This is a genomic window from Rhodanobacter sp. GW835-FHT13D09, assembly GCF_058793995.1.
This window is the reverse complement of the sequence record NZ_JBXAGL010000004.1, coordinates 215,227-228,651: the sequence shown is the minus strand read 5'-3', so window position 1 is coordinate 228,651 and position 13,425 is coordinate 215,227. Positions and strand designations below refer to the sequence as shown.

12 protein-coding genes are annotated in these 13,425 nt (G+C 68.0%); 2 read left to right on the top strand and 10 right to left on the bottom strand.

Going from position 1 to position 13,425, the window contains the following annotated elements:
• Nucleotides 1-6: 6 nt before the first annotated feature.
• Nucleotides 7-489 carry a peroxiredoxin gene (locus tag AC1Q5A_RS08280; protein WP_492700071.1) on the bottom strand — a complete coding sequence of 161 codons (483 nt, stop codon included), beginning with the start codon at nucleotides 487-489 and terminating at the stop codon, nucleotides 7-9.
• Nucleotides 490-631: 142 nt separating this feature from the next.
• Between AC1Q5A_RS08280 and AC1Q5A_RS08275 the strand changes: the two genes are divergently transcribed.
• Together AC1Q5A_RS08275 and AC1Q5A_RS08270 are read left to right on the top strand one after the other, a co-directional pair.
• On the top strand, nucleotides 632-1,090 hold the full coding sequence (locus tag AC1Q5A_RS08275; RefSeq protein WP_492700069.1) for an Hsp20/alpha crystallin family protein: 459 nt from the start codon (nucleotides 632-634) through the stop codon (nucleotides 1,088-1,090).
• A 96-nt stretch (nucleotides 1,091-1,186) separates the two neighbouring features.
• The gene (locus tag AC1Q5A_RS08270; protein WP_492700067.1) at nucleotides 1,187-2,086 is read left to right on the top strand and encodes a DnaJ C-terminal domain-containing protein; all 900 of its coding nucleotides are present in this window, start codon (nucleotides 1,187-1,189) and stop codon (nucleotides 2,084-2,086) included.
• A 69-nt stretch (nucleotides 2,087-2,155) separates the two neighbouring features.
• Here AC1Q5A_RS08270 and pilH read toward each other — a convergent pair whose 3' ends face one another.
• The 9 genes from pilH to AC1Q5A_RS08225 form a co-directional block, all read right to left on the bottom strand.
• Entirely contained in the window at nucleotides 2,156-2,521 is a 366-nt protein-coding gene (gene pilH / locus AC1Q5A_RS08265) for a twitching motility response regulator PilH (RefSeq protein WP_008435575.1), read from the bottom strand.
• Nucleotides 2,522-2,590: 69 nt separating this feature from the next.
• Nucleotides 2,591-3,589, bottom strand: a complete 999-nt coding sequence (locus AC1Q5A_RS08260) for an acrylyl-CoA reductase family protein (protein ID WP_492700065.1) — start codon at nucleotides 3,587-3,589, stop codon at nucleotides 2,591-2,593.
• Nucleotides 3,590-3,611: 22 nt separating this feature from the next.
• On the bottom strand, nucleotides 3,612-4,208 hold the full coding sequence (locus AC1Q5A_RS08255) for an LOG family protein (RefSeq protein WP_492700063.1): 597 nt from the start codon (nucleotides 4,206-4,208) through the stop codon (nucleotides 3,612-3,614).
• Between the two features lie 132 nt (nucleotides 4,209-4,340).
• Nucleotides 4,341-5,780: a dihydrolipoyl dehydrogenase gene (gene lpdA, locus AC1Q5A_RS08250; RefSeq protein ID WP_492700061.1), complete on the bottom strand. Its 1,440-nt coding sequence runs from the start codon at nucleotides 5,778-5,780 to the stop codon at nucleotides 4,341-4,343.
• Between the two features lie 142 nt (nucleotides 5,781-5,922).
• Nucleotides 5,923-7,122, bottom strand: coding sequence for a 2-oxoglutarate dehydrogenase complex dihydrolipoyllysine-residue succinyltransferase (gene odhB / locus AC1Q5A_RS08245; RefSeq protein WP_492700059.1), 1,200 nt, complete (start codon nucleotides 7,120-7,122; stop codon nucleotides 5,923-5,925).
• Nucleotides 7,123-7,206: 84 nt separating this feature from the next.
• Nucleotides 7,207-10,047 carry a 2-oxoglutarate dehydrogenase E1 component gene (locus AC1Q5A_RS08240; RefSeq protein ID WP_492700057.1) on the bottom strand — a complete coding sequence of 947 codons (2,841 nt, stop codon included), beginning with the start codon at nucleotides 10,045-10,047 and terminating at the stop codon, nucleotides 7,207-7,209.
• Nucleotides 10,048-10,334: 287 nt separating this feature from the next.
• Nucleotides 10,335-11,282: a GNAT family N-acetyltransferase gene (locus AC1Q5A_RS08235; protein WP_492700055.1), complete on the bottom strand. Its 948-nt coding sequence runs from the start codon at nucleotides 11,280-11,282 to the stop codon at nucleotides 10,335-10,337.
• Nucleotides 11,279-12,472 (bottom strand): JmjC domain-containing protein, encoded by a 1,194-nt coding sequence (locus AC1Q5A_RS08230; protein ID WP_492700053.1) that lies wholly within the window; start codon nucleotides 12,470-12,472, stop codon nucleotides 11,279-11,281. Before AC1Q5A_RS08230 ends, AC1Q5A_RS08235 begins: the two co-directional genes overlap by 4 nt.
• 34 nt (nucleotides 12,473-12,506) lie before the next feature.
• Nucleotides 12,507-13,259, bottom strand: a complete 753-nt coding sequence (locus tag AC1Q5A_RS08225; RefSeq protein ID WP_492700051.1) for a sulfite exporter TauE/SafE family protein — start codon at nucleotides 13,257-13,259, stop codon at nucleotides 12,507-12,509.
• Nucleotides 13,260-13,425: the final 166 nt, after the last annotated feature.

Genomic DNA, 13,425 nt, shown 5'->3' with positions numbered 1-13,425 from the left:
TTTCTTTTAGCGGCCGATCGCCGCCAGCATCGCCTCCGCACTGGAGACGCGCAGCTCTCCGGGGGCCTCGACCTGCAGCAGGCGCACCACGCCGTCTTCCGCGTAGAGCGCAAAACGCCGCGCGCGCTGGCCCATGCCGAAGGCGCTGCCGTCCAGTTCCAGGCCCAGCGCGCGGGTGAAGTTGGCGTTGCCGTCGGCGAGCATCAGCAGGCCCGGGGGAACCTGCTGGGCGCGGGCCCAGGCCTGCATCACGTAGGCATCGTTGACCGCCAGGCACATCACCTTCACCCCGGCTTCGTGGAAGTCGGCGTAGCGTTGCACGTAGCCTGGAAGATGCCGGCTGGAACACGTCGGCGTGAAGGCGCCGGGGACGGCGAACAGCACCACGCGGCTTCCGGCAAACAGTTCGCCGGTCCGGCAGGGGCGGATCTCCTCGCCGACCGCCGACAGCTCGACATCCGGCAGCGGCTGGCCGATCTGAATGGTCATGGTGACGACTTCCTCCGTGGATGGTACCGCCATGCTAGCGCTGCGGGAAGAAGCTTGTCGCCTTGAATCGGCAGCCATGAAAACCCACTTTCTGGACAGGCGGCGTTGAGCCGCAAAACCCCACCGACGAGGAGATACGAGCATGAATCTGAGTCGCAACTTTCCCTGGAATCCGGCCAACACGGCCAACATCGGCGACATCCGCGAGGCGTTCGATCGCCTGCTTGGCAACCCGGCCGAGGCGGACCAGTCCAACGTGGTGACCAGCCAGTGGGCGCCGCGCGTGGACATCAAGGAAGAGGACAGGCGTTTCGTGATCTACGCCGACATTCCTGGCGTGGACCCGGAGAAGATCGAGGTGAGCATGGAGAAGGGCATCCTCACCATCAAGGGCGAACGCACCGTGGAGAACCGCGAGCAGAACGGCAAGTTCACCCGGTTGGAGCGCTCGCACGGCCTGTTTTACCGCCGCTTCGCGCTACCCGACAGCGCCGATGCCGACGGCGTCACCGCGCACGGCAAGGATGGCGTGCTGGAAATCGTCATTCCGAAGAAGGCGGAGACCACGCCGCGCCGCATCACCATCAATACTGGTAGCTGAAACATTTCCGCGAGTATTGCGCCGGCGACCTGCCGCGGACAATGATCCGCGGCAGGTCGTCGTGTGTGGAAGAGATCGAATCGGCGGGAGTGGTACGTGGAATTCAAAGACTATTACGAGATCCTGGGCGTGAAGCCCGAGGCGAGCGAGGCCGAGATCAAGGCGGCGTATCGCAAGCTGGCGCGCAAATACCATCCGGACAAGAACAAGGAAGCCGGCGCCGAGGAGAAATTCAAGGCGGTCAACGAGGCCAACGAAGTGCTCAGGGACGCCGAGAAGCGGCGTTCGTACGACCAACTGCGTGCCGGCGGCTACCGGCAGGGCGAGCAGTTCCGGCCGCCGCCGGGCTGGCAGGGCCAGCAGGGTTTCGGCGGCGGCGACGACGGCGACTTCAGCGATTTCTTCGAGAGCCTGTTCGGCCGTACCGCTGGCGGCGGCGTCCATCGTGGCCAGCCGCGGCCGCGGCGCGGCCAGGATGTGCAGGCGTCGGTGCAGATCGACCTGCAGACCGCCTTCGACGGCGGCCGCACGCGGCTGGCGATGCAGGATCCGGCCGGTGGCGAGCGCGTGCTGGAGGTGAAGATTCCGGCCGGAATCCAGCCGGGGCAGGTGATCCGCCTGTCCGGCCAGGGCCGCAGTGGCGCCGCCGGCGGCCCGAACGGCGACCTGCTGCTGGAAGTGGGCATCCGCGACGATGCGCGTTTCCGTCTGGACGGTCGCAACGTGGTGCATGTGCTGCCGATCGCTCCGTGGGAGGCGGCGCTGGGCGCCACGGTGCCGGTGCCGACCCTGGCCGGCACGGTCGACCTGCGCATCCCGGCGGGCTCGCAATCGGGCCGCAAGCTGCGCCTGAAGGGGCGCGGCATGCCCGGCGCGCATCCGGGCGATCAGCTGGTGGAGCTGTCGATCCGCACGCCACCGGCCGACAGCGACAAGCAACACGCTGCCTACGAGGCGCTGCACGAGGCGTTCAAGGGCTTCGATCCCCGCCACTGAGCGGCGCGCAACGCCTGAATGAAAACAGCGCCCAGGGGCGCCGTTTTTGCAGAAGCTTGGATGCAAGGATCAGCCGGGCAGGAATTCCTGCAGCGCCTTGAGCAGTTCCTCTTCCTTGATCGGCTTGGTCACGTAGGCCTTGGCGCCCTGGCGCATGCCCCAGACCCGGTCGGTCTCCTGGTCCTTGGTGGTGACCAGGATGATCGGGATGTGTGCGGTCTCGGCGTTCTTGCTGATCGTGCGGGTGGCCTGGAAGCCGTTGAGGTTGGGCATCACCACATCCATCAGGATCAGGTCGGGCTTCTCCGCCTTGGCCACTTCCACACCGGCGGCACCGTCCTCGGCAGAAAGGGTCTCATGCCCGAGTTTTTCGACGATCCGCTTGATGCCAAGCAGTTGCGACGGGGAGTCGTCGACGATCAGGATGCGTGCCATAAGGTGATAATCCCCTGCGAGTTTCGATGATTCTAAGCCGTGGCGATGGTACTTCCAAGCACGGCTTCGTCAAACCGTGTTGCCGATGCGCACCAGGGTGCGGCCGAAGGAATCACCGGCGAGCATGCGCGCGAACACGCCGGGGAGTTCGTCGAGGCCGACTTCATCGGTGGCGATGCGGTCGAGGTGCCGCGGTTTCCAGTCGCCGGCGAGCTGCCGCCAGACCGCGTCGCGGAGATCGCGCGCCGTACCGGCCGACGCGATGCCGAGCAGGCTCACGCCGCGAATGATGAACGGCATCACCGTGCTGTCGAAGGCGATGCCGCCGGCGTTGCCGCAGATCGCCACGTTGCCGTACGGGCTGACCAGCGGCAGCAGGCCGCCGAGCATGCTGCCGCCGACGTTGTCCAGCGCACCGCCGAAGCGGACGGAGTCCATCGGCTTGCCGCTGAGGGCGAGCTGGTGGCGGTCGATGCATTCGCTGGCACCGAGACCGCGCAGGAAATCGAAGTGGTCGGCCTTGCCGCTGATCGCGTGCACCTCATGGCCGGCGCGGCTGAAGATGTCGATCGCCAGCATGCCGACGCCGCCGCTGGCGCCGGTCACCGCGATCGGGCCCAGCGCGGGCGTCTGCCGGTTGTCCTGCATGCGCAGCAGCGCCAGCGCCGCGGTGAAGCCGGCGGTGCCGATGATCATGCTTTCGCGCAAGCCCAGGCCGGCCGGCAGCGGGATCGTCCAGCGCGCATCGAGGCGCGCGTATTCGCCATAGCCGCCGTCGCGCGTCTCGGACAGGCCGCTGCCGGTGCACAGCACCGCGTCGCCTTCCCGAAAGGCGGGATCGGTCGAGGCGACCACGTGACCGGCCACGTCGATGCCGCCGTTGAGCGGGTAGGTGCGCAGGATGCGGCCCTTGCCGGTGCCGGCCAGCGCGTCCTTGTAGTTGACTGAGGAGTACGCGACCTTGACCAGCACTTCGCCGGGCGACAGTGCATCGGTGTCCATGGCCTCGATGCCGGCGCGGTAGCCGGCGTCGTCGTTGCGGATGCGGAACGCGCGGAAGCTGGTCATCTTGGTATTCCTCGGCAGTCGTTCAGGCGTTGACGCTGCTGGTGTCGATCCACTTTGGGATGTAGCTGCCCTGGTAGGCCTGCATCCACTCGAACAGGGCGGCCATGCTGTCGCCGAACCAGATGCTGTCGCGTTGCTCGGGGCGCACGAAATGTTCGTCGACCATGTGCTCCATCATCGTGCGCAGGTCGCGATAGTAGCCGCGCACGTCGAGGAAGGCGCAGGGATAGCGGTGCAGGCCGAGCTGGGCCCAGGTCAACATCTCGAACATCTCGTCCATCGTGCCGAAGCCGCCGGGCAGGGCGACGAAGGCATCGGACAGTTCGTACATGCGCGTCTTGCGCTGGTGCATGGTCTCGACGACCACCAGCTCGCTGAGGCCCGGGTGCGCCACCTCCAGCTCCACCAGCTGGCGCGGGATCACGCCGACCGCCCTGCCGCCGCCGGCAAGCACCGCGTCGGCCACCACGCCCATCAGGCCGACCTTGCCGCCGCCGTAGACCAGTGCGATGCCGCGTCGGGCCATCTCGGTGCCGAAGGCGCGCGCCTGTTCGGCGTACTCGGGATGCCGCCCGCTGCTGGAGCCGCAGTAGACGCAGATGGCGGTGGGTAGGGGCATGGCGATGTCGGCTTGGTCAGGGCAAAGATGATGGGAGAGCGCCGTGTCAATTTGTTGTTTTCGGCTTCGCCGAAAACAACGCGGCCCGCCCATGTCGCCAGGAGCGGGCCGTGTTGGCTGAGCGCCGGGCGATCAATTGCCCTTGTGGATGGCGCGCTTGTCGACCGACAGCGCGGCCTCGTGCACGGCCTCGGACAGGGTCGGGTGGGCGTGGACGATGCGCGCCAGATCCTCGGACGATCCCTTGAACTCCATCGCCACCACGCACTCGGCGATCAGCTCGGACACGCCCGGGCCGACCATGTGCACGCCGAGGATGCGATCGGTCTCGGCATGGGCGATCATCTTCACCTGGCCGACGGCCTCGTTCATCGCGACGGCGCGGCCGATCGCGGCGAACGGGAAGCTGCCGACCTTGTACGGCACGCCTTCGTCCTTCAGCTGCTTCTCGGTCTTGCCGGCCCAGGCGATCTCCGGCTCGGTGTAGATCACCCACGGCACGGTATCGAGATTGACGTGGCCGGCCTTGCCGGCGATCCACTCGGCCACCGCCACGCCTTCCTCGGAGCCCTTGTGCGCCAGCATCGGGCCGCGCACGGCGTCACCGATCGCCCACACGCCGTCGACGCCGGTGTGGTTGTGTTCGTCGACCACGATGCGGCCGCGCTCGTCCAGCTTCACGCCGGTGTCGTCGGCCAGCAGGCCGGCGGTGTAGGCGCGGCGGCCCACGGCGACCAGCAGCTTGTCGACGACCAGCTTCTGCTCGCCGTCCTTGTCGGTGTAGGTGAGGTGCACGACGCGGCTCTTATCAGGCCCGTCCTTCACCTCGGCCTTGTTGAGCTTGGCGTTGAGCTTGATGTCCAGGCCCTGCTTGGCGAATTCCCTGGCGGCGACCTTGGCCACATCGGCGTCGGCGACAGCGAGGAATTCCGGCAGCGCCTCGATGATGGTGACTTCGGAACCCAGGCGCTTCCACACGCTGCCCAGTTCCAGGCCGATCACGCCGGCGCCGATCACGCCCAGGCGCTTCGGCACCTCGGTGAAGTCCAGCGCGCCGGCGTTGTCGACGATCGCCTTGCCGTCGAACTTCGCGAACGGCAGCTCGATCGGCACCGAGCCGGAGGCGAGGATCACGTTGGTGGCGCTGACCGTTTGCTTGGCGCCGTCGTTACCGGTGATCTCGACGCTGTTGCCTTTGAGCAGCTTGCCGGTGCCGAAGTACGGCGTGATCTTGTTCGCCTTGAACAGCTGCGCCACGCCGCCGGTGAACTGCTTGACGATCTTGTCCTTGCGGCCGGCGAAGGTGGGCACGTCGATCTTCGCGTTGTCGGCGCTGATGCCGTGCACCGCGAAGTTGTGCGTGAGGTTGTGGAACTGGCGCGAGGAATCCAGCAGCGCCTTGGACGGGATGCAGCCCACGTTGAGGCAGGTGCCACCCAGCGCCTGCTTGCCGTCCTTGCCGGCGAACGCGTCGATGCAGGCCGTCTTCAGGCCCAGCTGTGCAGCGCGGATCGCGGCCACATAGCCGGCCGGGCCGGCGCCGATGACGATGACATCGAATTTGTCGCTCATGGTTTTCCTCTTTGCTCTTTCCTTCTCCCGCCGGGAGAAGGTGGCGCGAAGCGCCGGATGAGGGTTCGGATGGGGTGAGGCGTTGCGGTATCAGCGGACCCTCACCCCAGCCCCTCTCCCGGCGGGAGAGGGGTTCAGGCGGTTAGAGACCCAACAGCATGCGCTGCGGATTCTCCAGCTGGTTCTTGATGTCGACCAGGAACAGCACCGCGTCCTTGCCGTCGATGATGCGGTGGTCGTAGCTGAGCGCGATGTACATCATCGGCGCGGCGATGATCTGGCCGTTCTCGACGATCGGACGCTCCTTGATCGTGTGCATGCCGAGGATCGCGCTCTGCGGCGGGTTGACGATCGGGGTGGAGAGCAGCGAGCCGAAGGTGCCGCCGTTGGTGATGGTGAACGTGCCGCCTTGCAGGTCGTCCAGCGACAGCTTGTTCGCGCGCGCCTTGGCGGCGTAGTTGGCGATGCCCTGCTCGACCTCGGCGAAGCTCATGTCCTGCACGTCGCGCAGCACCGGCGTCACCAGGCCCTTGTCGGTGGACACGGCGATCGAGATGTCCTGGTAGCCGTGGTAGACCACGTCGTTGCCGTCGACCGACGCGTTGACGAACGGGTAGCGCTTCAGCGCCTCGGCGGCGGCCTTGACGAAGAAGCTCATGAAGCCGAGCTTGATGCCGTGTTCCTTCTGGAACGCGTCGCCGAGGGCTTTGCGCATCTTCACCACTTCGGCCAGGTTCACCTCGTTGAACGAGGTGAGCATGGCGATCGAGTTCTTCGACTGCATCAGGCGTTCGGCGATGCGTGCACGCATGCGGGTCATCGGCACACGCTCTTCCGGACGCGCGCCCGGGGTCGGCTTCGCGGCCGGGGCGGCGGCGGGAGCCGCGGCAGGGCGTGAGCCGGCGTTGACCACGTCTTCCTTGATGATGCGGCCATCGCGACCGGTGCCGGCGATGGTGGAGGTGTCGACCTTGTTCTCGGTGGCGACGCGCTGTGCGGCGGGGGAAAGCTCGGCGGCGGCCTTCGACGCAGCGGGGGCGGGGGCCGCGGCCGCGGGCGCCGGAGCGGAGGCTGCCGGAGCCGGAGCCGGTGCGGCAGCCGTGGCGCCGGCCTCGATGATCGCGATGACCTGCTCGCTGTTCACCGTGTCACCGACCTGGTGCCGGATTTCCTTCAGCACACCGTCGACCGGCGAGGGCACTTCCAGCACCACCTTGTCGGTTTCAAGGTCGACCAGATTCTCGTCGCGCTTCACCGCGTCGCCGGCCTGCTTGTGCCAGGTGGCGATGGTGGCGTCGGAGACGGACTCAGGCAGGACGGGGACTTTGAGTTCGATGGACATGTGAATCCTTGAGTTAGTGCGCTCGTCCATGATCGCGAAGATCAAGAAGCGGCCATCCTGGCCGCACTGTTCAGAGAAGCTGCTTTATTCCGCAGAATGGTCGGTGCCGATCGGAGCGGTCAGCGCCTGTTCGACGAGTGCTGCCTGTTCGGCGACGTGGGTGTTGTGGTGGCCGGCGGCCGGCGCCGGCGAGCGTGCGCGCCCCGCGTACGAGAGGCTGTGCTTGGCTCCGATGCAGGCCTGCAGGTGGTGGCGGATCTGGAACCAGGCGCCCTGGTTCATCGGCTCTTCCTGGCACCAGACGACTTCCTTGGCCGACGGATACTTGTCCAGCTCGGCGCTGACCTCGGCACGCGGGAACGGATAGAGCTGCTCCACGCGCACGATCGCCACCTCGGCGAGGTTGCTCTTCTCGGCTTCCTCCAGCAGGTCGTAGTAGACCTTGCCGGAGCACAGCACCACGCGCTTGACCTTCTTCGCGGCCAGCTCGCGATGCTCGCCGATCACCAGCTGGAAGCTGCCGTTGGCCAGCTCGTCCAGCGTGGACACCGCCAGCTTGTGGCGCAGCAGCGACTTCGGCGTCATCACGATCAGCGGCTTGCGCGCGGCACGCAGCATCTGCCGGCGGATCATGTGGAAATCCTGCGCCGGCGTGGTCGGCACGCAGACCTGCATGTTGTCCATCGCGCACAGCTGCAGGAAGCGCTCCAGACGCGCGGAGGAGTGCTCCGGACCCTGGCCCTCGTAGCCGTGCGGCAACAGCAGCACCAGGCCGCACAGGCGGTTCCACTTCGCCTCGCCGGAGCTGATGAACTGGTCGATCACCACCTGTGCGCCGTTGGCGAAGTCGCCGAACTGGGCTTCCCAGATGTTGAGCGTGTCGGGATCGGTCGTGGAGTGGCCGTACTCGAACGCCATCACCGCTTCCTCGCTGAGCAGCGAGTCGATCACCTCGACGTCGGCGCCCCCGCGCACGGTGGCCAGCGGCATCCAGGTGTGGCCGTCCTTCTGGTCGTGCAGCACCGCATGGCGGTGGAAGAAGGTGCCGCGGCCCGAGTCCTGGCCGACCAGGCGCATGTCGTAGCCGCCCTCGACGAGGGTGGCGTAGGCGAGGTTCTCCGCGAAGCCCCAGTCGGCCGGCAGCTCGCCCGCGGCCATCTTGCGGCGGTCGTCGTAGATCTTCGCCACGCGGGCCTGCAGGGTGAGGTCCGCCGGCAGGGCGAGGATCTTGCCGGCCAGCTCCAGCAGCTTCTGCTTCGGCACCGTGGTGTCGGCCGGCATCGACAGCTTGCCGCCGAGGAAGCGGACCCAGTCGACGTGGCCGTCGCGCACCGGCGCCGGGTTCAGCTCGGTCATCGGCGCACCGGCTTCCAGACGCGCGCGGTAGGCGTCGAACTGTTTCGCGGCCTCGCCCTCGGCCAGCACGCCTTCCTTCACCAGCTGCTGCTGGTACAGGTCGCGCGCGGTCGGGCGCTTGCGGATGATCTGGTACATCACCGGCTGCGTGGCGGCCGGCTCGTCGGCCTCGTTGTGGCCGTGGCGGCGGTAGCAGACCAGGTCGATCACCACGTCCTTGCGGAACTGCTTGCGGAACTCGTAGGCAAGCCGGGTCACCAGGATCACCGCTTCCGGGTCGTCGCCGTTCACGTGCAGCACCGGCGCGTTGACCATCTTGGCCAGGTCGGTGCAGTACATGGTGGAGCGGGCGTCCTGCGGATTGGAGGTGGTGAAGCCGACCTGGTTGTTGATCACGATGTGCAGGCTGCCGCCGATCTTGAAGCCGCGCGCCTGCGACATGTTGAACAGTTCCATGTTCACGCCCTGGCCGGCCAGCGCGGCGTCGCCATGGATCAGCACAGCCATCGACTGCATGTGCGCGGTGTCGCGGCGGCGGGTCTGGCGCGCGTGCACCGAGCCGGTCACCACCGGGTTGACGATTTCCAGGTGTGAGGGATTGAACGCCAGCGCCACGTGCACGCCGCCCTTCGGCGTCTTGACGTCGGCGGAGAAGCCCATGTGGTACTTCACGTCGCCGGAGTGGGCCGGATCGTCCGGGTGGTCGAAGCGGCCCTCGAACTCGTCGAACAGGGTTTTCGGCGGCTTGCCCAGGATGTTGACCAGCACGTTGAGGCGGCCGCGGTGGGCCATGCCGATCACCAGCTCCTTGATGCCGTTGTCGCCGGCGGCGCGCACCACGTCGTCGAGCATCGGGATCAGGCTGTCGCCGCCTTCCAGCGAGAAGCGCTTCTGGCCGACGTACTTGGTGTGGAGATAGCGCTCCAGGCCCTCGGCGGCGGTGAGGCCGTCCAGCACGCGCTGCTTGCCGGCCTTGTCCAGGCCGCTCTGGCCGGTGGCCTGCTCGAGCCGGCTGTAGATCCAGTTGCGCTGCTCGTGGTTGCTGATGTGCATGAACTCGGCGCCGATCGTGCTGGCGTAGGTCTTCTGCAGGCGACCCAGCAGCTCGCGCAGCTTCAGGCGCTGGCCGCCGCCGGCGTAGTTGCCGGTGTCGAATTCGGTGTCGAGGTCGGCATCGGCGAGGCCGTGGAAGGCGAGGCCGAGGTCCGGCGCGGGCATCTTCTCGGTCAGGCCGAGCGGGTCGAGGTCGGCGGCAAGGTGGCCGCGCGAGCGGTAGGCGGTGAGCAGGCGCAGCACGCCGGCCTGCTTGCGCGCGTGTTCGTCGCTCACCGGCGCGGCGGCGACGCCGTTGTGGCGCTGCTTCTGCGCCGCCTCGATGCGCGCGATGGCCGCGGTGTGGGAGACGTCCCCCGATTCGCGGCCCTTGAAGGAGGCAAAGTAATTGGCCCATTCGGCCGGCACCGACGAGGCGTCGGCCAGCCAGGCGTCATAGAGGGATTCGACGTAATCGGCGTTGCCGCCAGCGAGTTGGGAGGATTCGAAGAACTCGCGAATCAGGTTTGTAGTCACGTCACCACCGGCAGGGAAGGGATGCTTGCGGCCATCCGTGTGACCTTTGAGGTCGCGGCTTCCGTCCGGTTTTCAAGCCCGGTAGACCGCTCGTACGGATGACTGGGGAGAATCCCGACGATTATAGCCTTTGGCTGCTGCGACGCGGCAACCCGCGAACCGCCCGGAACGGGCTGCCGGCGGGCATTTCGACGATGGTCTAGGGCACGTTTTGCCGCAGGCTGCGGTTTCTTGCGGTTTGCCGCACAGTCGGTGTCATCCAGGGAAGGCGCGGGGGCCCCGTCGGCTCAAAGATCCAGCGCCTGCAGCACGCTGGCGCGCTCGGAGCGCTCCCAGACTTCGTCGAAATGCTGCTGCAGCGGCACCTGGGCCGGACGGTCGAGGCGGGAGGCGCGGCCCTGCACGCGATCCGCCTCGGGCAGGAACAGGTAGCCGCCGGCGTCGTTGAGCAGGCAGGCCGAGGCGTAGGTCAGGTCGGCCTCCTCCACCGGCGTGCGGATCTGGATCGTACTGGACAGACGCTGCGCCAGCGCGACCAGGCGGTGGTCGTCGCGCTGGGCCGCGGCCGGGTCGTGCAGCAGGATGCGGATCTGCGCGACGCGGCCGGAGGTCGCGATGCGCCGCAGCTCGGCGAGTTCCTCCGTGCCGGCGTAGCAGTCGTTCTCCAGCAGCGGCAGGCGGATGGAGAGCCGGTGGCGGGCGTCGCGAAGCAGCAGCAGGCGCGCGGCGGCGATCTCGCTGCGGCTGCCGGTGGGCAGGGCAATGCCGTCGCGCGGCGGCTCCTGCGGGCCGGCGGCGGCCAGTTCGAGGTGCATGGCCCGGTGCGGCAGGCCGGCATCCTCGAACTCGTCGCCGTATGCCACGAAACCCTGGCGCTGGTAGAAGCCGATCGCGCTGACCTGGGCATCCAGCGCCACCTGTGGCCAGCCCAGCGCGCGGGCACGGGCGAGCAGCTCGCGCAGCAGCGCCATGCCGACGCCGCGCCCGCGCCATGCCGGCAGCACCGCCATGCGGCCGATCTTGTGCTGCGGCGTGAGCCGGCCGCAGCCGATCGGCTGGCCGGCCTCGTCGCGTGCCAGCACGTGCCAGCAGTCCGCATCCAGTCCGTCGCGTTCGCGCTGCTCGGGGACTGCCTGTTCCCGGATGAATACGACCTCGCGCAGATCGAGCAGGGCGCTGCGCTGGTCGGCGCGCGACCAGTCGGCGATCTCGACGTGGAAGTCCTGCAGTTTCATCGGCGGCGGGGTTTGCGCGGCAGCAGGTGGCCGTCGTTGACCAGGGCCAGCAGCAGGGCCAGCCCGGTGGCGTCAAGCTTGCGGGTGATGGTGAGCGCGCGTTGCTCGCACAGCTGCTGCGCCAGCGCCGGCGTGGCCGGGTACGCCTGCCCGTTGACGTAAAGCGTGCAATCGGACTTGCCGCGGCTCCAGGCCAGCCGCGACCAGGGGTGGCGCAGCAACTGCGCACCGGCATCGAGCTGCTTCGCCAGCGTGGCGTCGGTCAGCGGCTTGTCCGGTAGCGCCGGCACCTGCGCGCTGCGGTAGCGGGTGATGAAACGGCCGAACCAGTCGCGCAGCGCGTCGTCGCGCAGTGCCGCGGCGAACGGCAGCGCGTCCTTCAGCCGCTCGATCGCCGCGCGGTCGATTTCGCCGGCAGCGGTGGCCGGCTTGAGGTCCGGGTCGGCGTAGCGCAGTTCCTCCGGCAGGCGCTCGGCGATGTAGTCGGCCAGGTCGCCGGTCAGTTCGGCCTGGGAGGGCGCGCGCATGCCCACCGAAAACGTCATGCACGGGCCGCCGAAGGCGACGCCGTCGTGCGGTACGCCCGGCGGCAGGTACAGCATGTCGCCCGGTTCCAGCAGCCATTCGTGGGTCGGCTCGAAATGCACCAGCTGCTTCAGCTCCACGTCGGGGCGGAACGCCTTCGGCGCCAGCGGATCGTCGCTGATCGCCCAGTGCCGCGACCCCAGGCCCTGCAGCAGGAACACGTCGTACTGGTCGACGTGGGCGCCGACACCGCCGCCGGGCTCGGCGTAGGAGACCATCACGTCGTCCACGCGCCAGGTCGGCAGGAAACTGAAGTGGTGCAGCAGGCCGGCCACGTCCACGTCCCACTTGTCGACGTCCTGCACCAGCAAGGTCCAGTGGCTGTCGGGGGTGCCGGCGAAGTCGGCCTCGTCGAGCGGGGCCGACTTGACCCGCCAGCGGTCGCGCTTCTCGTCGTGCACGATCAGCCGCGCCAGCGCGGCCGGTTCGCAGGCCAGCCCGGCCAGGTCGTCCGGCTGCAGCGGCGGCTTGAAATCGGGGAACGCGTGGCGGATCAGCAGCGGGCGCTTCTGCCAGTAGTCGCGCAGGAAACGGGCCGGCGGCATGCCTAGCGGCTGCTTCGCGGAACCGCGGACTTCGATCGGAAAGGAGGCTGGCCTGGTCATGCGCGCATTGTAGCGGCGACCGGCGGGGGCGACGTCAGTACAGTGCCTTCATCACGTTGTTGAGCCCCAGCGCCAGCACCGCGGTGGCGGCCAGCAGCGTCGCGGCCCGTGCCGGCAGGTAGCGGACGAGCAGGGCGCCCAGCGGCGCGGCGGCCACGCCGCCCGCGATCAGGCCGAGCACGGCCACGCCGTTGGTGGCGCCGACATGCAGCAGGAAGCTGACGCTGGCGGCGGCACTGACCACGCACTTGGCCAGGTGCACCGTGCCGATCACCGTGCGTGGCGTGGCGCCGCGGGCGACCAGGGTGGTCACGGTCAGCGCGCTCCAGCCGCCGCCGGCCACGGCATCGGCGAAACCGGCCACCAGGCCCAGCGGGCGGGTGGCGCGCGGCACCGCGTCGTCATGACTGCGGTCGCGCCGGGTCGCCCGCCGCAGCAGGAACACGCCCATGCCCAGCATGTAGGGGGTGAGCAGCAGCCGCATCCAGCTGGCCGGGACATGGGTGACCACCCAAACGCCGATCACGGCACCGATGATGCCGGGGATGACGAGCGTCCAGAACAGCTGCCGCCGCACGTTGCCGGCAGCGAGGTGGCTGAGGCCGGAGGCGCCGCAGGTGAAGGTTTCGGCGTAATGCACGCTGGCGCTGGCCACCGCGGGCGGCAGCCCCAGCCCCAGCAGCATCGCCGCCGAGACGACGCCGTAAGCCATGCCCAGCGCGCCGTCGACCAACTGGGCGAATGCGCCTACGGCAGCGAAGGTGAAGAATTCGGAAAGCGGTGGCATGGGCAGAAGACATCCGTGCGCGATGCAAAAGTGTAGCAAGTATCGGAAGAGGCCTCCGCGCGCGGAAATAAGCACTCGGCATATGCACATGCCGACACATCCTTTCCAAAGCAGGCGCCCGGAAAATAATTTGCACGTCGAGAGTTTGGACGTCCAAATGGAGTCA

Coding starts and splice junctions, on each gene's coding strand:
- AC1Q5A_RS08225 (WP_492700051.1), bottom strand. CDS start 13,259: ATGCCACCGCTTTCCGAATTCTTCACCTTCGCTGCCGTAGGCGCATTC.
- AC1Q5A_RS08275 (WP_492700069.1), top strand. CDS start 632: ATGAATCTGAGTCGCAACTTTCCCTGGAATCCGGCCAACACGGCCAAC.
- lpdA (WP_492700061.1), bottom strand. CDS start 5,780: ATGAGCGACAAATTCGATGTCATCGTCATCGGCGCCGGCCCGGCCGGC.
- AC1Q5A_RS08280 (WP_492700071.1), bottom strand. CDS start 489: ATGACCATTCAGATCGGCCAGCCGCTGCCGGATGTCGAGCTGTCGGCG.
- AC1Q5A_RS08260 (WP_492700065.1), bottom strand. CDS start 3,589: ATGACCAGCTTCCGCGCGTTCCGCATCCGCAACGACGACGCCGGCTAC.
- AC1Q5A_RS08235 (WP_492700055.1), bottom strand. CDS start 11,282: ATGAAACTGCAGGACTTCCACGTCGAGATCGCCGACTGGTCGCGCGCC.
- odhB (WP_492700059.1), bottom strand. CDS start 7,122: ATGTCCATCGAACTCAAAGTCCCCGTCCTGCCTGAGTCCGTCTCCGAC.
- AC1Q5A_RS08255 (WP_492700063.1), bottom strand. CDS start 4,208: ATGCCCCTACCCACCGCCATCTGCGTCTACTGCGGCTCCAGCAGCGGG.
- pilH (WP_008435575.1), bottom strand. CDS start 2,521: ATGGCACGCATCCTGATCGTCGACGACTCCCCGTCGCAACTGCTTGGC.
- AC1Q5A_RS08230 (WP_492700053.1), bottom strand. CDS start 12,472: ATGACCAGGCCAGCCTCCTTTCCGATCGAAGTCCGCGGTTCCGCGAAG.